We start from the raw sequence: 20,088 nt of genomic DNA on the forward strand, positions 1-20,088 counted from the left end.
ATGGCAACACCATTCAACGTCAGTCTCGACAACGGCATCGCCGAGATGGTCTTCGACCATCCGCCGGTGAACGCCTTCGACAGCAAGGGCTGGGCAGCCATCGCCGCCGAGCTGGAACGCCTGGGCGAATCGCCCGAGGTCCGCGTCATCGTCATCCGTGCCGAGGGGCGGGGTTTCTGCGCCGGTGTCGACATCAAGGAACTGGCCGCCGACGGCAACCTGATCGTCGCCGTCAACAAGGGCAACTACGACAGCTTCAAGGCCGTCCACCGCAATCCCAAGCCGGTAATCATCGCCGTGCACGGCTTCGTCCTCGGTGGCGGTATCGGCCTGTGCGGCGCGGCGGACATCCTGGTCGCCTCCGAATGCGCGCGTTTCGGCGTGCCTGAAGTGGACCGTGGCGCCATGGGCGGCGGCGCTCACTTGCAACGCCTGTTCCCGGTGCAGAAGGTGCGCCACATGTACTTCACCGGCGAAATGATCGACGCCGCCGAGGCCTACCGCCTGGGCGCCGTGGAACGCGTGGTACCCCGCGCTGAATTGCGTGAGGCGACCCTGGATATCGCCCGCAAGATCGCCGCCAAGAGCCCGGCCATGATCGCCCTGGCCAAGGAGGCGCTGACCGGTATCGAGGACGGCAACCTCGAAGACAAATACCGCTGGGAGCAGGGCTTCACCCTGCAGGCCTATCGCTCGCTGGATTCCCAGGAAGCCCGCGATGCCTTCGTCGACAAGCGCACTGCCACTTTCAAGGGCTAAAGCCATGGAACTGACCTACACATCCGAACAGCGGGCCTTCCGTGAGGAGGTCCGCTCCTGGCTGGCGGCCAACGTGCCGGCTGAACAGCTGCAATCCTTCGATTGCGAGGAAGGCTTCCGCCAGCACCGCGCCTGGGAGGCGAAGCTCAACGAAGGTCGTTGGGGCATGGTGACCTGGCCCAAGGAACTCGGCGGTCGCGGCTGCGACCTGATCGAGTGGCTGATCTTCGAAGAGGAGTATTACCGCGCCGGCGCCCCGGCACGGGTCAACCAGAATGGCATCTTCCTGCTCGGCCCGACCCTGATGGAGTTCGGCACCGCTGCGCAGCAGGAGCGCTTCCTGCCGAAGATGGCCACCGGTGAAGAAATCTGGGCCCAGGGCTGGTCCGAACCGAATGCGGGCTCGGACATGGCCGCCATCCGTTGCCGTGCCGAGCGCAAGGGCGATGTCTATGTGATCAACGGCCAGAAGACCTGGTCCACCCGCGCCGTCTGGGCCGACTGGCTGTTCGGCCTGTTCCGCAGCGACCCGCAGTCCAGCCGTCACCACGGCCTGACCTTCATCCTCCTGCCGCTGAACAGCCCCGGTATCACCGTGCGGCCGATTCCGCAGCTCAACGGCCTGCCGGGCTTCGCCGAAATCTTCTTCGATGACGTGGAAGTGCCGGTGGAAAACGTCCTGGGCGGGGAGGGCATGGGCTGGCATGTGGCGATGTCCACCGCTGGCTTCGAACGCGGCCTGATGCTGCGCTCGCCAGCCCGCTTCCAGGAAACCGCGCGGCGCCTGGTGCAGCTCTACCTGGCCAACCGCGAGCAGGCCGACCTGGACCCGGCCATCGGCGAAGCCGTGATGCGCGCCTGGATGGATGCCGAGGCCTACACCCTGAACACCTACATGACCGCATCGCGGCTGGTGAAGGGCGGCAAGATCGGCCCCGAATCCTCGACGAACAAGATCTTCTGGTCCGAACTGGACCAGCGTATGCACGAGACGGCGCTGTCGATCCTCGGCCTGCGCGGCGAACTGCTGCCGGAAGCACCGGACGCGGGCGATGTCGGCCACTGGCTGGACGGTTTCCTGTTCGCCCAGGCCGGCCCCATCTACGCCGGCACCAACGAGATCCAACGCAACATCATCGCCGAGCGCATGCTCGGCATGCCGCGAGCCTGAGGAGCGCGCCATGGACTTCACCTTCAGCGACGACCAACTGCTGTTCCAGGACAATGTGCGTGCCTTCCTCACCAACGAAGTGATCCCGGAACGCATCCGCGAGCTCTGGCGGACCGAGAGCGGCCGCAGCGATGCGCTCTGGGGGCAGCTCACCGAACTTGGCCTCACCGCCCTGACCGTGCCGGACGGCTTCGGCGGCCTGGACATGAACGAACTGGACTTCGTCCTATTGGCCCAGGAGTGCGGCTACGCGGGCCTGCCCGAGCCCCTGGTGGACACCATGCTCATCGGCGTGCCGCTGCTTGCCGCCCTGACGAACCAGCTCGACCTGCAAGGCGAATGGCTGACCCGCATCGCCGAAGGCAAGGCCCGCCTTGCTGTGGGCGAGCCGGGCAACCCGCTGGTGGCCGACGCCCATGTGGCCGATCTGTTGCTGCTGCCCCATGGCGATGAAGTACACGCCGTGCTGCCCGAGCAGGTGCAGTTCACCCGCAACGAATCGGTGGACCCGAGCCGCCAGCTGTTCCGCGTTGACTGGACGCCGAGCGCGGAGACCCGCGTGGCCGAAGGCGAGCAGGGCCGGGCGCTGTGGGCCGCCGCGAAGAACCGGGGCGCGCTGGGCACCGCCGCCCAGCTGCTCGGCCTGGCCAAGCGCATGGTCGACCTGGCGGTGGACTACAGCTTCGAGCGCAAGCAGTTCGGCAAACCGGTGGGTTCATTCCAGGCCGTGAAGCACCTGATGGCCAACGTCGCCGTGCAGATCGAGTTCGCCAAGGGCCCGCTCTACCGCGCCGCCCATGCCGTCGCCCAGGGGCTGCCGGAACAGGACGTACAGGTTTCCCACGCCCGCCTCGCCTGCACCGAGGCCGCGCTGCTGGCGGCGAAGAACGCCATCCAGACCCACGGCGCCATGGGATACACCTGGGAAGTGGACCTGCAACTCTTCATGAAACGCGCCTGGGCCCTGGACAAAGTCTGGGGCGACCGTGGCTGGCACAAGGCGCGGGTGCGCCAAGCGCTGTTTTCCGGCGCCGTCGAGCCGGGGGCGGGGAATACCTTCTGATTGATAGCGCCCTCTCCCCCGGCCCCTCTCCCTGAAGAGGAGAGGGGTGACTCGCGCCTGCCATACCGTGCACGGACAGCCCCCTCTCCCTTAAGGGAGAGGGCTGGGGAGAGGGCTACCGACTTCACCCTTACAAAGAGACCACCTCATGCCCGAAGCCTACATAGTCGACGCCCTGCGCACGCCCACCGGCCGGCGCAAGGGTGGCCTGAGCAAGATCCACGCCGCTGACCTGGGCGCCCATGTACTGCGCGAACTGGTCGCCCGTAACTCCATTCCCGACGCCGACTACGACGACGTGATCTTCGGCTGCGTCGACACCATCGGCCCGCTGGCCGGTGACATCGCCCGCACCTGCTGGCTGGCCGCTGGCCTCGACCAGGCCGTGCCCGGCACCACCATCGACCGCCAGTGCGGCTCGTCCCAGCAGGCCGTGCACTTCGCCGCGCAGGCCGTGATGAGCGGCACGCAGGATGTAGTGATCGCCGGTGGCGTGCAGACCATGACGCAGATTCCGATTTCCTCGGCCATGACTGCCGCCGAACCGTTGGGCTTCACCGACCCGTTCTCCGGCTCCGAAGGCTGGGTGAAGCGCTACGGCAAGGTGCCGCCGACCCAGTTCCGCTCGGCACAGATGATCGCCGAGCGCTGGGGCCTGTCGCGCGAGGCGTTGGAGGCATACTCCCTGGAGTCCCATCGCCGCGCCCTGCACGCCATTGCGGAAGGCCGCTTCGCCCGCGAGATCGTGCCGCTGGCCGGCGTCGAGCACGACGAGACCCCGCGTCAGACCAGCCTCGACAAGATGGCCGAACTGGAAACCCTGTTCGGCTGCGACCGCGTCACCGCCGGCGTATCCAGCCAGACCTGCGATGGCGCCAGCGCACTGCTGGTGGTTTCCGAGGCTGCGCTCAAGCGCTACAACCTGAAGCCCCGTGCCCGCATCCACCACATGAGCGTACGTGCCGACGACCCGGTGTGGATGCTCACCGCGCCGATTCCCGCCACCGAGTACGCGCTCAAGCGCGCCGGCATGAAGCTGGAAGACATCGACCGGGTAGAGATCAACGAAGCCTTTGCTTCGGTCGCCCTGGCCTGGCTGAAGGAAACCGGCTACCCCCATGAACGCACCAACGTCAACGGCGGCGCCATCGCCCTCGGCCACCCCCTGGGCGCCACCGGCACCCGCCTGATGTGCACCCTGCTGCATGAGCTGGAACGCAGCGGCGGCCGCTTCGGCCTGCAGACCATGTGCGAAGGCGGCGGCCAGGCGAACGTGACCATCATCGAAAGGCTCTGAGCCCGTGCTGGACCGTAGGTTGGGCTGAGCTACGCGAAGCCCAACAAAACCCCCGCACCGACGTTGGGCTTCGCTGCGCTCTGCCCAACCTACGAAACTACCGGAGAACCCCACATGCCAATCTGCCAAAACCGCTCCGTCATCATCACCGGCGCCGGCGGCGGGCTGGGCCGGGCATACGCCCTGGCCTTTGCCGCCGAAGGCGCCAAGGTACTGGTCAACGACATTAACCTGCCGGCCGCCGAAGCCGTGGTCGCACAAATCCGTGCCGCTGGCGGACAGGCCATTGCCAACAATGGCGACATCACCCACTACGCCGCTGCCGGTGAAATCGTCCGCCAGGCCATCGAAGCCTTCGGCGACCTGCACGTGCTGGTGAACAACGCCGGCATCTGCCGCGACCGCATGTTCGCCAGCCTCACTGAAGCTGACTGGGACGCCGTCATGGCGGTGCACCTGAAGGGCCATTTCTGCCTCGCCAGCCACGCCGTGAAGCACTGGCGCGAACAGGCCAAGGGCGGCGTCGCGGTCAAGGCGCGGATCATCAACACCAGCTCCGGCGCCGGCCTTCAGGGCTCCATCGGCCAGTCCAACTATGCCGCGGCCAAAGGCGGTATCGCCTCTCTGACCCTGGTGCAGGCCGCCGAGCTGGCGCGCTACGGCATCACCGCCAACGCCCTGGCCCCGGCCGCGCGCACGGGCATGACCGAAGACGTGTTCGCCGACGTAATGAAGAAGCCCGAAGACGGCTTCGACCACTTTGCCCCTGAGAACGTCGCCCCCTTGGTGGTCTGGCTCGGCTCCGAAGACTCGCAAGCCATCACCGGGCGCATGTTCGAAGTGGAAGGCGGCAAACTCTCCATCGCCGACGGCTGGCGCCGTGGCCCCGAGTTCGACAAGGGTGCGCGCTTCGCGCCGGAGGAACTGGGCGGGGTGGTGCAGCAACTGCTGGCCGAGGCCGTGCCGGCGCAGAAGGTGTATGGCAGCTGAGCCCGTCGTTCTACTGAGGCGCCCGGTAACCCAGGTTCCGGGCGCCAGCGTCGCCCTATTGCCTGAACTGATCGGGCTGGTCTACGAAGGCCTGAACGAAACCATCCCCTGGTTCGGCCTGGCCGAGCGCCTGCGGCATGCGCTGGCGGCGCGCAATGTCACGGTCACCCTGCATCATTCCGATGACCGCCCCTCCGATGTCCAGGTGATGTCCGTCGAGCCCCATGACGATACGGACTGGCTGCTGGCCGAACGGATTTACCGCGAGCGCTTCACGCATATCGAGCTGTTGGACCCCGAGTCGGTGCTGCCGGGCGATATTCTCGTTTTCGGTCCGCGCGATGTGGAACCCGATTGCGCCGACTTCATGCGTTCCTTCGAAGTCGCCAGCTGTCTGCGCACCTGCTTCGCCGAGCCCGGCGGCATGCGCTGCTGGGTCGACGTGGTGCGTGGGCACAAAGCGCCGGAACAGGGCTTCTCGTCCAGCGACGTGGAGCTGATCAGGAACCTGCTGTCGCACCTTTTCCGCGCCCTCGGGCTCTACGCACGGCTACAGCGCCAGGAGGCGGAACGCTCGATCTACGAGGGCTGCCTGGATCACCTGGTGCTGGGCTGCCTGCTGCTGGATGGCGAAGGGCGGCTGCTGTGCGTGAACCGGGCAGCCAGGGCCATCATCGGCAAGCACCCGGGCATCGAACTCAGCCATGGGCGCATGCAGCTTCAGGACCGCGCGACCCAGCGCGCCCTGGATGCGGCGATCGCCAGCGCCATCGCCGCCAGAGCCTGGGAAGGCGCTGCCTATCGTGGCGAATTGGTGCGCCTGCAGGCCCAGGATGGCGTGTTGCTGGGCATGCTGGCCGCGCCGGCGCCCTTGCTCGATTACTACCAGGGCCGCCATGTGCCGAGCGTGATCATCTACCTCTCGGAGCTGACCGAGAACCAGGCCATGCAGCCGGTGCCGCGCGGATTTCCGGCGGAGCTGATCGCCCAACTGCTGGACCTGACCCGCCAGGAAGCCAGGCTGTCCGCGTTGCTGGCCTGCGGCCAGACCATCAGCGAAGCCGCCGGCGAGATGGGCATCGCGGTGACCGCCGCGCGCAATTACTCGAAGAACATCTACGCGAAGCTCGGCATCAAGGGACAGACCGACCTGGTGCGGATCCTCTGCAAGAGCTTCGCCCTCCTGCGCTGACCCTCCCTCCTAGTCCACGTGCCGGTGCCCCTGCAAGGCGATCGGCAGCGAGGCCGAAGCCGCCAGCACCGCGCACAGCAGCAGGGCGGGCGTGTAGGTGTGGGTGGCGTCGACCAGGTGGCCGACGAGTTGCGGACCGAACGCCGAGCCGAGTCCGGCGACCAGGTTGCCAATGCCCAGCAGGCTGCCGAAATTGCGTTGTCCCATGGCTTGCACCAGGAGCAGCGGCGAGAGTTGGTTGACCAGGTTGAAGGTGGTGCCCCAGCTCAGGGAAAACGCCACGACCGCCAGTAGGCCCAGCGCCGGGTGGGGCGCCACCAGCAGACAGAGGATGCCGGCGGTGCCAACGGCGTTTCCGAGCAGGAGGATGTTCCTGGCTTCCCAGCGATGGCTCACGGCCCCGAAGAGGAAGTTGCCCGCCAGCGCCGCGGCGCCGATTCCGGCATAGAAAACGGCGGCGGTCTGAGCTGAATAGCCGGCCGATACCAGATAGGGCACCAGGGCGATGTAGATGCCCAGGCTGCTCAGGGTCAGGAGCAATTGCATGGCGATCCACAGCCAGTAGCGGGGCATGCGCAGGACCTGGCCGATACCGTGGCCAGGGACCTCCTCTGTCGCGTTCCGGCTCGCCGTCATGCTGGCGTCGGGCAAGCGCGCCAGCCACAGCAGCAAGGGCATGCAGACGAGCAGGATCAGAGCGGCGCTGGCTTGCATGGCGTCGCGCCAGCCGAGCGTGCTGATGAGGTGGGTCAGCCCGATGGGAAAGACGACGGCCCCCATGGCGGCGCCGCCGAGCAGGACGCCGAAGGCCAGGCCCTGCCGTTCGGGCGCGATCCAGCGCGTGGCCAGGGTAATGGCCGGGACATAGGTGGAGGCGCCGACGCCCAGGCCGCCCAGTGCCAGGGCAAGGGTCAGCCGGTCAATGTCGGGGCTGCGGGCGGCGAGCAGGTAGCCCAGTGCCGCCAGGGCGGCACCGGCGGTCATCACCAGGCGCGGTGCGGTGCGGTCCAGCAGCCAGCCGGCCAGGGGCATGGCCAGGGTCATGCTGACCATGAAGGCGGTGGCGATGCGCGCGGCCTGTTCACTGGTGCTGTGCAGCGCTGTGCTGATCGGCAGGGTATAGAGGCCGAGGGCGTTGAGGGTCGTGCCGAAGATCACGCACAGCACCAGCGCCAGGCCGAGGACCAGGCGCCACCCCTGGCGCTGGTCCGGCAGCGCCGGAACCCTCGCCGGAGGAATGGTGAAGTCCTGCGCTGCCGTCGCGTTGTCCAGTGCCGCTGCCGTCTGTTGCCAACGCGCCATGCTGATTCTCTCTGAAGATGATGGGCCGGGATGCCTGGTCCGGAGTCTACCCAGCGGCCTATCTCGCTCAGCAGTACCAGTTGGTACTGGAGCGTCGATTGGCCTCCTCAATAGGATCGAAACCGCTGTGGCAGGCAGAGGCGGTCAGATTCCGTTCAGCCTCGATCAGTCCCAAGCAAGGGTTCTGAATTGCATTCGAGGAGACGGCAGTGAGCTGGAGTGAATATCGGCGTGCGATGACGGGACAGGTGGCGCTCTTTCCTGTCTCGGAGGCGTATGAGTCGGGGTTGGTGCCCATTCGCTTCAGTGGCTGGCCGATGCCACGGCAAATTCCGGCCTACCCGGCGCTGGACCACGACATTGAGGCAGATGTTGTCGTGGTCGGCGCCGGGCTGGTCGGCTCTTCCCTGGCCCTGCGCCTGGCCGAGAACGGCGTGCGTGTCGTCGTGCTGGAAGCCGACCAGCCGGGCAGTGGCGCCTCCGGCCGCAATGCCGGCCATGTGCAGCCGTATCTGGCTTCGTTCGCTCCCCTGCGTGCCCATGCCGACCAGGGGCGGCGCTTCACCGAGTACTTCATCGAGCACCGCGACGTGGTCTTCGATCTTTGTCGCCGGCATGGGCTGGAGGCCGATGCAGTGAAGTCCGGCATGGTCGATGCGGCCTGCCGCCGGCATGTCGCGCTTGAGGAAAAGGTCAAGCAGTGGAAGGCCTTCGGCTACGACGTCGACCTGGTCGGCGCGGAGCGCCTCAAGGAGCTGTTGGGCACCAGCGCTTACAGCCACGGCATCCACTGGCGTGAAGGCGGCCGGGTCAATCCCTATCTCTTCACCAACGGCATGATTGCCGCCGCCGCCCGCCTGGGCGCCAGGGTGTACGGCAATTCCAGCGTGCTGTCCTGCGAGCGGCGCACAGCGTACTGGTGCGTGCGCACCGCCACCGGAAGCGTGAACGCGCAGCAGGTGGTGATCTGCACCAACGGTCATGCCGGCAACTTCTTCTTCCCGGAACTGAACCGCACCCAGTTCCCGTTGGTGGCCTGCGGCATGGCGACGCGACCGTTGCCTCGGGCGGTCCTGGACATCGTCAATCCGGCCCGGGTCACCCTCATGCAGTATCCGACGGGCCTGTATCCGCTGATCATCGACGGCCGCGACCGGCTCATCACCGCGACCATTCCGGGCGCGGGCCGCGCGCAGCGCGCGGCGGATCATTTCACCTACTTCCTGCGTTACCTGCGGCGCACCTACCCGCAGCTCCGCGATACCCCCATCGAGATGGAGTCGTACTGGACCGGCATGACCGCCAATTCGTCCTCGGTCTACGACGCGTCCTACCCGAAGTTGTACCGGGCCGCCGATGGCGTGTTGGCCCTGATGAACTTCGGCTCCTGGGGCAACGTCATGGGTCCGATGCTGGGCGTCAACCTGGCTGACGCACTGGCCAGCGACCGCCTGCAGGACTGCCTGCTCCCACTGGAAATCCCCAAGGCCGTGCAGTGCCCCGGCCTGTTCGAAACCAAGATCCGACGCGTACTGATTCCCGCGGCCCGCTGGGCCGACAGGTTCAACCTCGTCTGAGGAACGCGTTGGCTGGTAACGCCAGAAAAACCGGCGAGGACTATCGGGCATGGATGTCCCGCCCGGGAAGGCGTGATCCGGCGGTCATGAATCGCCATAAGACAAAAACAAAAGGTGGAGATTTAAGAATGAGAGTCTTGCTGTTGGGCTGCGGAAACGTCGGCGCGAATGTCGCGCGCCAGTTGCTGCCCCGTAACCCCGAAGTCGAATGCATCATCGGCGACCTCAACCTCGAAGCCGCTGAGAAACTGGCCGGCTCGCTCGGCCCGCGGGCCAGTGCCGTCAAAGCCGACATTCGTGATCCGGCCAGGCTGGACGCGTTGCTCGACGGTGTGGACCTGGTCTTCAACGCCGTGGGGCCGTTCTATCGCAGCGCCGTTCCGGTCATCGAGGCGGCGCTGCGGGCACGGGTCGACTACATCGACATCAACGACGACCACGATGTCGCCGAGACCCTGTTCCTCGACCCAATCTGGAACCAGCGCGCGCTGGAGGCGGGGGTCAAGCTGGTCATCGGTTGCGGCTCGACGCCGGGCCTGACCAATGTGATGGCCAAGATGCTCGCCGACCGCCTCGACAAGGTGCGCGAAATTCACCTGGCCACCGCGGTGCCCTTCGTGCCGGACCTGCTGTCGCCTTCTGTGATCGACCACATGATGCACATCACCGCCGACGACGTGGTGCAGTTCGTCGACGGCGAGTATCGCAAGATGCCGGGCTGGGGCGGCCGGCTGGAGGTGCCCTATGCGGCGCCATTCAAGGCCTACCCGTCGTTCTTCATCGGCCATGGCGAAACCGTCACCCTGCCGCACTTCATCAAGGGGCTGGACCAGGTGACCAACCGCATCGCCTTCTTCCCCGAGGCCGGCGCTGAAGTCTGGCGTTCGCTGATCGACCTGGGGCTTGGCAGTTCCGAGGTGATCGAAGGCCTGGGCATTTCGCCGCTCAAGTTCCTCACCCACCACCTGGCCAGCGAGGTCGGCCGCGCGAGCGTCACCGTCGACCTTTCGGACGAGCCCTGGGCCGTCGCCTCCCGCGTGGAAGTGGTGGGCGAGCGCAACGGCAACGAAGTGCGCTGCGTGCTGGAGCACCACCTGGACCTGCCCACCGAGCAGGTCGAGGACAGCACCCCCGACCCCACCCCGACCTGCGCCCGTCTGGTCATCGAGGCCTGGCTGGCTGGTTGCGTCACCGGCGAGGGCCTGCTGGCGCCCGAGGTCTGCCTTGACGCAGAGGCTTACGTTCGTGCCTTCGCGAAGGAGACCGGCGGCCGCCTGATCGAAACGGAAACGGTGCTCAAGCGCGATTGCTATGCCTGAAGATCGTCGGCGCCGCCGGGCAACGATGGCGCCGCAACGACCTGTCGACCAATCCGGGGTCGCCCTCCGCTGGAGGGCTGGCCCCCAACAGGACAACAAGAAGCATGATGAACATGAGATTGCGCAGGACGTTGCCGCTGCTCGCAGCGGCGATGCTGGTCGCCCAAGGGGCCTGGGCCGTGGTCAGCGAGAGCGAGGCCGCGAAGCTGGGTGGAGACCTCACCTGTATCGGCGCGGAAAAGGCGGGTAACGCCGATGGCTCCATCCCACCCTTCGGCGGGCAGTGGCTGGGGACTCCGCCGGGCGTAGCGTTCGGCGGCCTGGGCAAGCGCCACCCCGATCCCTATGCCTCTGAAAAGCCGCTGTTCGTCGTCACCGCGAAGAACATGGCGCAGTATGCGGACAAGCTTTCCGATGGGCAGAAGGCGCTGCTGAAAAAGTATCCCGACAGCGTGTCCATCCCTGTTTACCCGAGCCATCGCGATTTCCGCTACGAGGACTTCCGGTGCGACCTCACCCGCAAGAATGCGGTCAGCGCGGAGCTGGAAGACGGCAACATGGGGGTGCGTGCACTGAAAGGCGGGACACCGTTCCCCATCCCGAAGAGCGGTGACCAGTTGCTGCGCAACATCCTGCTGCCGGCCTATGCCAACCAGGAAGATGCGGTGTACGACCAGGCCGTGGTCTACCCGGACGGCAATGTGGCCTGGGGGCGCATGCGTTACGAAATCCTCGACCAGACCAGCGACGCGGAAAATGTCGGCAAGCCGACCGAGGGCATCTTCGCCTACGCGCGGGTGACCATCCTCAAGCCCGAACGGCAGAAGGGCGAGGTGATGCTGACCTACACCTACTTCAACGAGGCGAAGAATCCGCAGACCAGCTGGACCTACAACCCGGGCACGCGAAGGGTCCGCCAGTCTCCCGGATTCGGCTTCGACATGCCGTTGGGGGTGGGCGGCTTCCGTACCATCGACGACGACCGTCTCTTCAACGGCTCGCCGGAACGCTACGACTGGAAGCTCGTGGGCAAGCGCGAGATGTTCATCCCGTACAACGGTTATCGCCTGGAGGCTGCAGGGATCAAGTACGACGCCCTCCTCAAGACCGGCAGCATCGATTCGCAGTTCATGCGCTACGAACTGCACCGAGTCTGGGTGCTGGAGGCGACCCTGAAGGAAGGCTACCGCCATCAGTACGCCAAGCGCGTCCTGTATGTGGACGAAGACACCTGGAATGCCGTGATGGCCGACAACTACGACGCCCATGGCGAGTTGTGGCGCACCAACTTCATGAACACCTATTACGCCTATGGCGCGAAGCTGTTCCACGCGGGCGTCACCGTCTATCACGACCTGGTGTCCGGGGCCTACCTGGCCGACCGCCTGACCAGTGAACTCCTTGCACCGAGGGTCAATGGCGACCGGCTGAAGCCGTTCATGTTCACCACCGACCTGTTGCGCCAGTCGGGTAAGTAAGCGTGCCGGGCGCGGCGCCCGGACACGGAATTTATTCACCAAACCTTTCATATGACGACAGCCCTGGCGACGGCACGACCGCCGCCAGGGCGTGCGGCTGCGCGCCCGTGCCCGCTGACTTGGCGAGGCCGGCACGCGGAACAGGAGACTGTAGATGAAGCATTTCGCAGGCAATCTGGTACGGGAAAGCAGGGCGGTTCGGGGCGGGCGCTTGCGCCAGTTGATGCTCGGGTTGTCGATGGTGCCATTCGGCGCGCCCGTGTCCGCCGGCCAGTTCAGCATCGGCGAAGAGATCGGCGTCGATTACCTGGTCAACATGACTTATGGCGCCGCGTACCGGCTGAACGATCCCTCGCGGGCCCTGGTGGACGGGCCGGTCGATCAGGCCACGGGGCTGCCCACCACGGTCAACGCCGATGATGGTGACCGAAACTTCAAGCAGGGCGCCCTGATCAACAATCGTGTGTCCCTGCTAGGCGAGATGGACATCAAGTACCGGAACTATGGCGCCTTCGTGCGGGCCAGCAGTTTCTACGACGATGTCTACCAGCACGAAAACGACAACGACTCGCCGGACACGGTGAACAAGGCCGGCGCCCACGACCATTTCACCAGCCATGCGCAGAACCTGGCGGGCAGCCGCAGCCGCTTCCTGGATGCCTACGTCTACGGCAGTTTCCAGACGGCCGAGCAGTCCATGCTCAACGTGCGTCTCGGACGCCAGGTGGTGCAGTGGGGGGAAAGCCTGTTCTTCCCCAACATCGCCGGTGCCCAGTCGCCTGCCGATGCCACCAAGGCCAACGTGCCGGGCACCGAGGTAAAGGACATCCTGCTGCCGGTCGGCCAGTTCTCGGGCCAGTGGCAGCTGACTCCGGATTTCGGCGTGGCCGCGTACTACCAGTACGAGTACAAGCGCACCGAACTGGACCCGGTGGGCACCTACTTCTCCTACACGGACGTGGTCGGGCCGGGTGCGGAGTTCATCCGTGCAGCTCCCGGTTTCAACATTCCCCGGTCCCCGGACGACCAGCCCAGCGACAGCGGCCAGTGGGGGGTGAGCACCCGTTTCTCGCTGGGTAGCGAGAGCGAGTTGAGCCTCTTCTACCTGCGCTACCACGACAAGAACCCCAACGTGGTGACGAACTTCGATGGCGCATTCCCGACCGACTACAACGTGGTGTATTTCGACGATATCGCGTTGACTGGGGCGAGCTTCTCGACGCGCCTGGGCGATTTCAACGTGGCCGGCGAGGTCAGCTACAAGGATGGCGTGCCGGTCCTGGTCGATTCGCTGATCGGCCCCTCGGCAACGCGTGCCGATGCCACTCAGGCGAACCTGTCCGCCATCTACCTCCTCGGGCCGATGGGGCTCTCGGACCAGACCACCTTCATTGCCGAAGCCAGCTACCTGCACGTGAACGATGTTGATCCGTTCGAGTTCGCCGGCGAGCAATCCGACCAGCTCACCCTGGACCGCAACTCCTGGGCATACCAGCTGCTGATGACGCCCTCCTGGAACAACTTGGTCGATGGCTGGGATCTGACGATGCCGGTTTCCTTCGCCCATCAGGTCCGCGGGGCGCCGGCTGTGGCCGGTGCCTTCGGCAGCCTGGTCGGCGAAGGGGACAAACGGGCGAGCGTCGGGGTCAACGCCAAGTACCTCAACAACCTGGAGCTGGGCATGGCCTACAACGCCTTCCTCGGCGAGGCGGACCTGGAAAAACGACCCCTGGCCGACCGCGATTACCTGGCGATCAGCGCCAAGTACAGCTTCTGACCGCTTCGGCGATGGGCATCCGGGTACCGGATGCCCATCGCCCATGAAGGAGTGCACCATGAAAGTGTTTGTAGGGCTCGCGATTTCGGCCCTGGTGGGGCTGGCCGGTGTGCTGGCCTTCGCCCCGAGATCGATGCCGGCGCTGCAGCCGACGCAGATTCCCGCCGAGCGCATGCAGATCAACGGGATAGAGGTAACCCGCATGGGCTGGGTCATGGCAGGGGAACTGGGCCATATCCTGATCTCCCGCGACCAGGGGCGGTCCTGGACCGCCGCGGCCGTGCCGTCGTCGCGCCAGGCGCTGATCAATCGCCTGGTCTTCGCCGACGACACCAACGGCCTGGCCCTGGGCCACGAAGGCTGGATCCTGCGTACCGCCGATGGCGGGCGCAGCTGGAAGGAGTCGGCGTTCCAGGCCGAAGCAGGCGAGCCGCTGATGGATGCGGCACGCCTGCCGTCTGGCGATTGGCTGGCCGTGGGCGCCTTCGGCCGCGTGCTGCGCTCACGCGATGGCGGCAAGAGCTGGCAAAGCGAGGCGATGCCGGAACCTACGGACTGGCACCTGAACGGCATCGCCGCATCGAAGGATCGACGGAACTGGCTGATCCTGGGCGAGGCGGGGACGCTGCTGCGTTCCCAGGATGGCGGGGAGAACTGGCAGACGGTGGAGCCGTTCTACAGTGGCTCGCTGTATGGCGCCGTCAGCCTCGGGGGGGCCACCTGGGTCGCCTACGGCATGCGCGGACACCTGTTCCGCAGCAGCGACAACGGGCGCAGCTGGTCCGCAGTCACACTGCCCAGGCTGGCGTCCCTCTATGCCGGCACCCTGCTGCCGGACGGCAGGCTGCTGCTCGCGGGGCAGGGCGGTGTGGTCCTGGCCAGCGATGACCGGGGCCTGTCCTTCCAGGTCCTGCGGGAAACCGGGCAGGAGAACCTGACGGACATCCTGGTTCCGTCTTCGGGCCCCTGGCTGCTGGTCAGCGACGCCGGCCTACGCAGGCTCGAACGGCCCGGCGCAGAGCCCCATGCCCCTACCACCATGCCGATCACCTCGTCGCATCAGGGAACCCCGTGATGACCCACTCGCCACCTTCGACTCGCACCGAACGCCTGGTCGCCGTCCTCGCCCGCGGCCTGATCGCGCGGCGCCTGCCCCTGGGCATCCTGTTCCTGCTGTTGACCGCAGGTCTCGGTTTTTCCGCCCTGGATACCCGGCTCGACCCCGGTTTCAACAAGCTGATCCCACTTTCACACCCCTACATGGCGGCCTTCAAGGACTACGGCACCACCTTCTCCGGCGCCAACCGCGTCATGGTCAGCGTGCACTGGAAGGGGCCGGGCGATCTCTACAACGCCCACTTCCTCGATGTGCTGCGCAAGGTCACGGACGAGGTGTTCTTCACCCCCGGAGTGAACCGCAGTCGCGTGCGCTCCCTGTTCACCCCCAATGTGCGCTACATCGAGGTGACCGAGTCCGGCTTCACCGGCGACGTGGTCGTGCCGTCGCGCTTCGAGGCCAATGGCGCCGGTCTGGCGCAGATCCGCTCCAATGTGGCCAAGTCCGGGGAGATCGGCCAGTTGGTGGCCAACGACCTGCGCTCGGCCATGGTCCAGGCGGACCTGCTGGAGACTGATCCGCAGACCGGCAGGAAGCTCGACTATGCGGCAGTGGCGAAGCGCCTGGAGTCGATTCGCGCCACCTACGGTAGCGACGAGATCGATATCCAGATCGTCGGCTTCGCCAAGGTCATGGGCGAGGTGATGGACGGCCTGCTGGGGGTGGTGCTGTTCTTCGCCATCGCCTTCGCGATCACCACGGCCATGCTGTGGCTGTATTGCCGCTCACTGAAACTCACGCTGCTGGCGGTCGGCGTCGCTCTGCTGCCAGTGGTCTGGCTGCTCGGGCTGCTGCCGCTGCTGGGTTACGGCATCGACCCGATGTCGGTGCTGGTGCCCTTCCTGATTTTCTCCATCGGCGTATCCCACGCGGTGCAGATGACCAACGCCTGGAAGCAGGACGTGCTGGCCGGCGCCGGCGCGCGGGAAGCCGCCGAGGCTGCCTTCCGCAAGCTCGCCGTGCCGGGCACCGTTGCCTTGCTGGCCAACGCTCTGGGCTTCATGGTCATTATGGTGATCGACATTCCCATCGTCCGTGAGCTGGGCCTGACCGCTTGCCTGGGCGTGGCCCTGATGATCGTCACCAACAAGATGTTCCTGCCGATCATCCTCTCCCGCCTGCAACTTGAACCGGGCAGTCGCGACGCGGCTGTCGGGGCGGGTGCCCGTCATCGGCTCTGGTGGCAGCTGTCGCGCCTCGCCGAGCCCGGCCCGGCGCTGGCCTGTCTGGCCGTCATGTGCCTGCTGCTGGCGGCTGGCACCTACCAGGCGCGGTTCCTCCTGACTGGCGACGTGGGGGCCGGCGCGCCGGAGCTGCACGGCGATTCGCGCTACAACCGGGACAATGCGGCGATCATCGGCAGCTATGCCATCAGCATGGATGTGCTCTCGGTGTTCGTGGAAACCACCGGGCTGGAAGAGGCCTGCCTCGACTGGTCGGTGATGAACGCCGTCGAACGCTTCGACCTGCACATGCGCGGGGTTGCCGGCGTGCAGTCGGTGAGCACGGTGGCCGGCGGTGTGAAGCTGTACATCGCGGCCAACAACGAGGCCAATCCGCGCTGGGCGGCCCTGCAGCGCGACGCTGCGGCTCTGCGCACGGGCGGCGGCGCCTCGAACCCGGAGTTGGGCCTGAACACCGAGGGCTGTCGGGTGCTCAACCTGCTGGTCTACCTCGACGACCACCAGGGCTCGACCCTGAAGCACGTGACGGCTGAGGTCGAGAAATTCATCGCCAGTGAGCACACGCCGAATGTGAATTTCCGCCTGGGTGGCGGCAACGCCGGCGTGGCGGCCGCCACCAATGAGGCGGTCGAGCAGGCCGAGGTGCAAATGCTCGGCTCGATCTTCGCGGCGATATCCCTGCTGTGCTGGCTGACCTTCCGGGCCTGGCGCGGGGTGCTTTGTGTGATCGTGCCGCTGATGCTGGTGACCATCCTCTGCAACGCCCTCATGGCCCTGCTCGGCATCGGCCTGAAAGTGGCGACCCTGCCGGTGATCGCACTCGGCGTGGGGGTGGGCGTGGATTACGGCGTCTACCTCTACGAGCGCATGCAACACGAAATGGCGAACGGCCTGGACCTGCGCGAAGCCTTCTACCAGGCCATGTGCCAGCGCGGCACTGCGGCCGTGTTCACCGCGCTGACCATGTCCATCGGCGTGGGTACCTGGGCCTTCTCGGCGCTCAAGTTCCAGGCCGACATGGGCGTGCTGCTGGCGTTCATGTTCCTGGTCAATGTGCTGGGCGCGATCTTCCTGCTACCAGCCCTGGCGGTATGGCTCGGGGTAGGGCAGCGCCGCCGCGTCACGGCGCTGGCCTCGGCGTGAGCCCCATCGGCTTCCGCAGGTTGGGTAGAGCGAAGCGAAACCCAACGATCCCGGGTTACGCCCCAACCCTGTGGGGGCGGATTCCTTTGCCAAGGGCAACCCCGTTGCCCTATACGGCCCCTCCCCGGTTCCGGAGAGGGGTCACTCACTCAATTCACCCACTCCTGGCGTTGGAAGTGGTCTGGTAGTTCAGTTGGACGAGGGCCGTCATACCCTTCGCGGTTAAGGTGGGCACTCACCTGCCTGCCCGAACGGCGCCGACTTCGCGACCGATCGCCAGCGTTCCCCGGACCCCACAGGTCTACTCGCCAGAACAACAATAAGGATCGCCTGCATGTCAGTACCTTTCTCCGTAAACCGGCCTTGCCGTCTGAATAACGTCTCCGCCTGGGACCAGGAAGCCGATGTGATTGTCGTCGGCTTTGGGGCCGCGGGCGCCTCTGCCGCCATCGAGGCCGCCAGCGCGGGAGCCCAGGTCGTGCTGCTGGAGGCCACCTCCGGCAACGGCGGTACCAGCGCGCTTTCGGGAGGCGAGATCTACCTGGGCGGCAGTGGTGGCACCCCGGCCCAGCGGCAGGCTGGCTTCGACGACGACACCGAAGACCTGTATCGATACCTGATGATGGCCGGCGGCCCGGATGCCGATGAGGCCAAGGTGCGCCTCTACGCGGAGAACAGCCTGGACCATTACCACTGGCTGGTGGCCCAGGGCGTCCCCTACAAGAACACCTTCCTGCCGGAGAAGATGCTTGAACCCGTGACCGACGATTGCCTGATCTGGTCCGGCAGCGAGGAGGCCTGGCCGTTCGCCGAAGAGGCCAAGCCGTGTCCGCGCGGCCACGCGCCGCAGTACAAGGGCTGGGGCGGTGGCCGCCTGCTGATGGACGTCCTTGCGGCCCGCGTCAGCGAACTGGGCGTCGAAGTGCACTATGACAGCCGCGTGATGGCACTGGTGGCCGATGACGATGGCAAGGTCCACGGCGTGGTGGTGCGCAGCGATGGCCGCCTGCGTTTTGTCCGTGCGCGCAAGGGCGTGATCCTGTGCGCTGGCGGCTTCGTCATGAATCGCGAGATGGTACGCAGCCATGTCCCGCAGTTGATGCATAACGAAAATCCGATCGGCACACCGGGGGACGACGGCAGCGGTATTCAGTTGGGCATTAGCGTCGGCGGCGCGGCCATCCACATGGACGAGGCCTTCGTCAGCCTGCCGTTCTATGCGCCGGAATCCCTGGTCAAGGGCATCTTCGTCAATGAATGCGGACAACGCTTCATCAACGAGGACAGCTACCACGGCCGCATCGGCTACCACATCCTGCGCCAAGGCGGGAACCGGGTGTTCCTGCTGGCGGACAACGCCACATTCGAGCGTCCCGCCGAGTTCACCCGTATCGATATCGCCGCCGTCGGCGAAACCTGGGACGAGGTGGAGCAGGAATTGGGGATGCCGGCGGGCACCCTGGCAGCGAGCGTGGCCTTCTTCAACCGTCATGCCGCCGAGGGCCGCGACCCGCTCTTCCATAAGGCGGAAAAGTGGCTCAAACCGCTGGACGAGCCGCCCTTCGTCGCCCTGGAGTGCCGCTTCGATTACGCCTTCTACCCGCACTTCACCTTCGGTGGCCTCGACACGCTGCCTACCGGCCAGGTGCTGACCGCGCAGCGTGAGCTTGTCGCCGGCCTCTATGCAGCAGGGCGCACCAGTTGCGGCCTGCCACGCTGGGGCGGTGGCTACAGCTCGGGCATGTCGCTGGCGGACGCTACGTTCTTCGGCCGTCAGGCCGGTCGCCACGCGGCGACGCAGGGCTGAGTTCGACAAGGGCGCGCGTTACCAGCCCGGCGAAGTGGGCGAGGTGGTTGAACACCTGCTGGCCGAAGCCGACCCGGCTCAGAAGGTCTACGGCACCTGATCCCCGCTGCTCTCCTGCTCTTTCTTCTGTGGGGGCGAATTCATTCGCTAAGGGCAGCGCAGCTGCCCCAAATGGCCGGCACGCAATCACCACCGTAGGAGCGAGCTCTGCTCGCGAACAACCTCACCCCAAATCCGCTCCCATAGATTTCGCATTCCCCAAAAAGAAAGAAGGCGCCATAAGTGGCGCCTTCTGCCTTTCGAGGTGCATACATCATGAATTGCCTGCCTCTGAACTGCTCCGGGAGTTAGCTGATGCGATTGGCACCAGTGCGGTCGGCACCGCCTTCAGCTACTTGGAAAGCCTGGGTGCGGTCGGATCCACCTTCAGCGACACGCAGGGCCTGGGAACGCTCGGAACCATTCTCGGCAACATCGAAGGCCTTGGTACGGTCCGAACCACCTTCAGCCACACGCAGGGATTGGGAGCGTTCGGAACCGTTCTCGGCAACATCGAAGGCCTTGGTACGGTCCGAACCACCTTCGGCAACGCGCAGAGCCTGGGAACGCTCGGAACCGTTCTCGGCAACATCGAAGGCCTTGGTACGGTCGGAACCGCCTTCAGCCACACGCAGAGCCTGGGAACGCTCAGAGCCGTTCTCTGCAATGCGGTGGATGCTGGTGCGGTCAGCGCCACCTTCAGCGACGCGGTGGATGGAAGTGCGGTCGGAACCACCCTCGGCAACCGACAGTGCAAAAGCGGAAGCAGACAGGCTGGCGATGAACAGGCTGGCGAAGATTTGCTTTTTCATTTTGGTCACCTTGGTTGGAAGGGGTTGGAATTCGTCTACGGAGCTCATGTTACTGATGTGA

Annotated in this window: 15 protein-coding genes; 13 read left to right on the forward strand and 2 right to left on the reverse strand. The window is 65.9% G+C overall.

Annotated features, from left to right (window positions below):
• The 6 genes from E8E95_RS05305 (at position 1) to E8E95_RS05330 (ending at position 6,472) form a co-directional block, all read left to right on the forward strand.
• Complete coding sequence (locus tag E8E95_RS05305) at positions 1-759, forward strand: enoyl-CoA hydratase family protein (RefSeq protein ID WP_280348722.1); 759 nt, start codon at positions 1-3, stop codon at positions 757-759.
• A 4-nt stretch (positions 760-763) separates the two neighbouring features.
• Positions 764-1,930, forward strand: a complete 1,167-nt coding sequence (locus tag E8E95_RS05310; protein ID WP_280348723.1) for an acyl-CoA dehydrogenase family protein — start codon at positions 764-766, stop codon at positions 1,928-1,930.
• Positions 1,931-1,940: 10 nt separating this feature from the next.
• Positions 1,941-2,993, forward strand: a complete 1,053-nt coding sequence (locus E8E95_RS05315) for an acyl-CoA dehydrogenase family protein (RefSeq protein WP_280348724.1) — start codon at positions 1,941-1,943, stop codon at positions 2,991-2,993.
• Positions 2,994-3,141: 148 nt separating this feature from the next.
• Positions 3,142-4,290: an acetyl-CoA C-acetyltransferase gene (locus E8E95_RS05320; RefSeq protein ID WP_280348726.1), complete on the forward strand. Its 1,149-nt coding sequence runs from the start codon at positions 3,142-3,144 to the stop codon at positions 4,288-4,290.
• A 114-nt stretch (positions 4,291-4,404) separates the two neighbouring features.
• Positions 4,405-5,280 (forward strand): SDR family oxidoreductase, encoded by an 876-nt coding sequence (locus E8E95_RS05325; RefSeq protein ID WP_280348728.1) that lies wholly within the window; start codon positions 4,405-4,407, stop codon positions 5,278-5,280.
• On the forward strand, positions 5,270-6,472 hold the full coding sequence (locus E8E95_RS05330) for a helix-turn-helix transcriptional regulator (protein ID WP_280348730.1): 1,203 nt from the start codon (positions 5,270-5,272) through the stop codon (positions 6,470-6,472). Before E8E95_RS05325 ends, E8E95_RS05330 begins: the two co-directional genes overlap by 11 nt.
• A gap of 9 nt (positions 6,473-6,481) precedes the next feature.
• Here E8E95_RS05330 and E8E95_RS05335 read toward each other — a convergent pair whose 3' ends face one another.
• A complete protein-coding gene (locus E8E95_RS05335; protein WP_280348732.1) occupies positions 6,482-7,774 on the reverse strand; it encodes an MFS transporter in 1,293 nt (430 codons plus the stop codon).
• 209 nt (positions 7,775-7,983) lie between these two features.
• On the opposite strand from E8E95_RS05335, the gene E8E95_RS05340 reads away from it, so the two are divergent.
• The 7 genes from E8E95_RS05340 (at position 7,984) to E8E95_RS05370 (ending at position 19,176) form a co-directional block, all read left to right on the forward strand.
• Entirely contained in the window at positions 7,984-9,351 is a 1,368-nt protein-coding gene (locus E8E95_RS05340; protein ID WP_280348734.1) for an FAD-dependent oxidoreductase, read from the forward strand.
• 128 nt (positions 9,352-9,479) lie between these two features.
• Positions 9,480-10,670, forward strand: a complete 1,191-nt coding sequence (locus tag E8E95_RS05345) for a saccharopine dehydrogenase NADP-binding domain-containing protein (protein ID WP_280348735.1) — start codon at positions 9,480-9,482, stop codon at positions 10,668-10,670.
• Positions 10,671-10,774: 104 nt separating this feature from the next.
• The gene (locus tag E8E95_RS05350) at positions 10,775-12,148 is read left to right on the forward strand and encodes a DUF1329 domain-containing protein (protein ID WP_280348737.1); all 1,374 of its coding nucleotides are present in this window, start codon (positions 10,775-10,777) and stop codon (positions 12,146-12,148) included.
• A 154-nt stretch (positions 12,149-12,302) separates the two neighbouring features.
• Positions 12,303-13,925, forward strand: coding sequence for a DUF1302 domain-containing protein (locus E8E95_RS05355; protein WP_280348738.1), 1,623 nt, complete (start codon positions 12,303-12,305; stop codon positions 13,923-13,925).
• 58 nt (positions 13,926-13,983) lie between these two features.
• Positions 13,984-15,000, forward strand: coding sequence for a YCF48-related protein (locus tag E8E95_RS05360; RefSeq protein WP_280348740.1), 1,017 nt, complete (start codon positions 13,984-13,986; stop codon positions 14,998-15,000).
• A complete protein-coding gene (locus E8E95_RS05365; protein WP_280348742.1) occupies positions 15,000-17,369 on the forward strand; it encodes an MMPL family transporter in 2,370 nt (789 codons plus the stop codon). Before E8E95_RS05360 ends, E8E95_RS05365 begins: the two co-directional genes overlap by 1 nt.
• Before the next feature lie 334 nt (positions 17,370-17,703).
• A complete protein-coding gene (locus E8E95_RS05370; RefSeq protein ID WP_280348744.1) occupies positions 17,704-19,176 on the forward strand; it encodes an FAD-dependent oxidoreductase in 1,473 nt (490 codons plus the stop codon).
• 347 nt (positions 19,177-19,523) lie between these two features.
• On the opposite strand, the gene E8E95_RS05375 is transcribed toward E8E95_RS05370, so the two are convergent.
• On the reverse strand, positions 19,524-20,027 hold the full coding sequence (locus tag E8E95_RS05375) for a hypothetical protein (protein ID WP_280348746.1): 504 nt from the start codon (positions 20,025-20,027) through the stop codon (positions 19,524-19,526).
• Between the last annotated feature and the right edge of the window lie 61 nt (positions 20,028-20,088).

Origin of the sequence: Pseudomonas sp. BN414 (assembly GCF_029871275.1) — a bacterium.
In the GTDB taxonomy this organism is placed as follows: domain Bacteria; phylum Pseudomonadota; class Gammaproteobacteria; order Pseudomonadales; family Pseudomonadaceae; genus Metapseudomonas; species Metapseudomonas resinovorans_C.

What these genes read in the sequence shown, in the direction of transcription:
- E8E95_RS05365 (WP_280348742.1), top strand. Translation starts at nt 15,000, where the DNA reads ATGACCCACTCGCCACCTTCGACTCGCACCGAACGCCTGGTCGCCGTC.
- E8E95_RS05375 (WP_280348746.1), bottom strand. Translation starts at nt 20,027, where the DNA reads ATGAAAAAGCAAATCTTCGCCAGCCTGTTCATCGCCAGCCTGTCTGCT.
- E8E95_RS05355 (WP_280348738.1), top strand. Translation starts at nt 12,303, where the DNA reads ATGAAGCATTTCGCAGGCAATCTGGTACGGGAAAGCAGGGCGGTTCGG.
- E8E95_RS05320 (WP_280348726.1), top strand. Translation starts at nt 3,142, where the DNA reads ATGCCCGAAGCCTACATAGTCGACGCCCTGCGCACGCCCACCGGCCGG.
- E8E95_RS05335 (WP_280348732.1), bottom strand. Translation starts at nt 7,774, where the DNA reads ATGGCGCGTTGGCAACAGACGGCAGCGGCACTGGACAACGCGACGGCA.
- E8E95_RS05360 (WP_280348740.1), top strand. Translation starts at nt 13,984, where the DNA reads ATGAAAGTGTTTGTAGGGCTCGCGATTTCGGCCCTGGTGGGGCTGGCC.
- E8E95_RS05345 (WP_280348735.1), top strand. Translation starts at nt 9,480, where the DNA reads ATGAGAGTCTTGCTGTTGGGCTGCGGAAACGTCGGCGCGAATGTCGCG.
- E8E95_RS05305 (WP_280348722.1), top strand. Translation starts at nt 1, where the DNA reads ATGGCAACACCATTCAACGTCAGTCTCGACAACGGCATCGCCGAGATG.
- E8E95_RS05330 (WP_280348730.1), top strand. Translation starts at nt 5,270, where the DNA reads ATGGCAGCTGAGCCCGTCGTTCTACTGAGGCGCCCGGTAACCCAGGTT.
- E8E95_RS05370 (WP_280348744.1), top strand. Translation starts at nt 17,704, where the DNA reads ATGTCAGTACCTTTCTCCGTAAACCGGCCTTGCCGTCTGAATAACGTC.
- E8E95_RS05310 (WP_280348723.1), top strand. Translation starts at nt 764, where the DNA reads ATGGAACTGACCTACACATCCGAACAGCGGGCCTTCCGTGAGGAGGTC.
- E8E95_RS05350 (WP_280348737.1), top strand. Translation starts at nt 10,775, where the DNA reads ATGATGAACATGAGATTGCGCAGGACGTTGCCGCTGCTCGCAGCGGCG.
- E8E95_RS05325 (WP_280348728.1), top strand. Translation starts at nt 4,405, where the DNA reads ATGCCAATCTGCCAAAACCGCTCCGTCATCATCACCGGCGCCGGCGGC.
- E8E95_RS05315 (WP_280348724.1), top strand. Translation starts at nt 1,941, where the DNA reads ATGGACTTCACCTTCAGCGACGACCAACTGCTGTTCCAGGACAATGTG.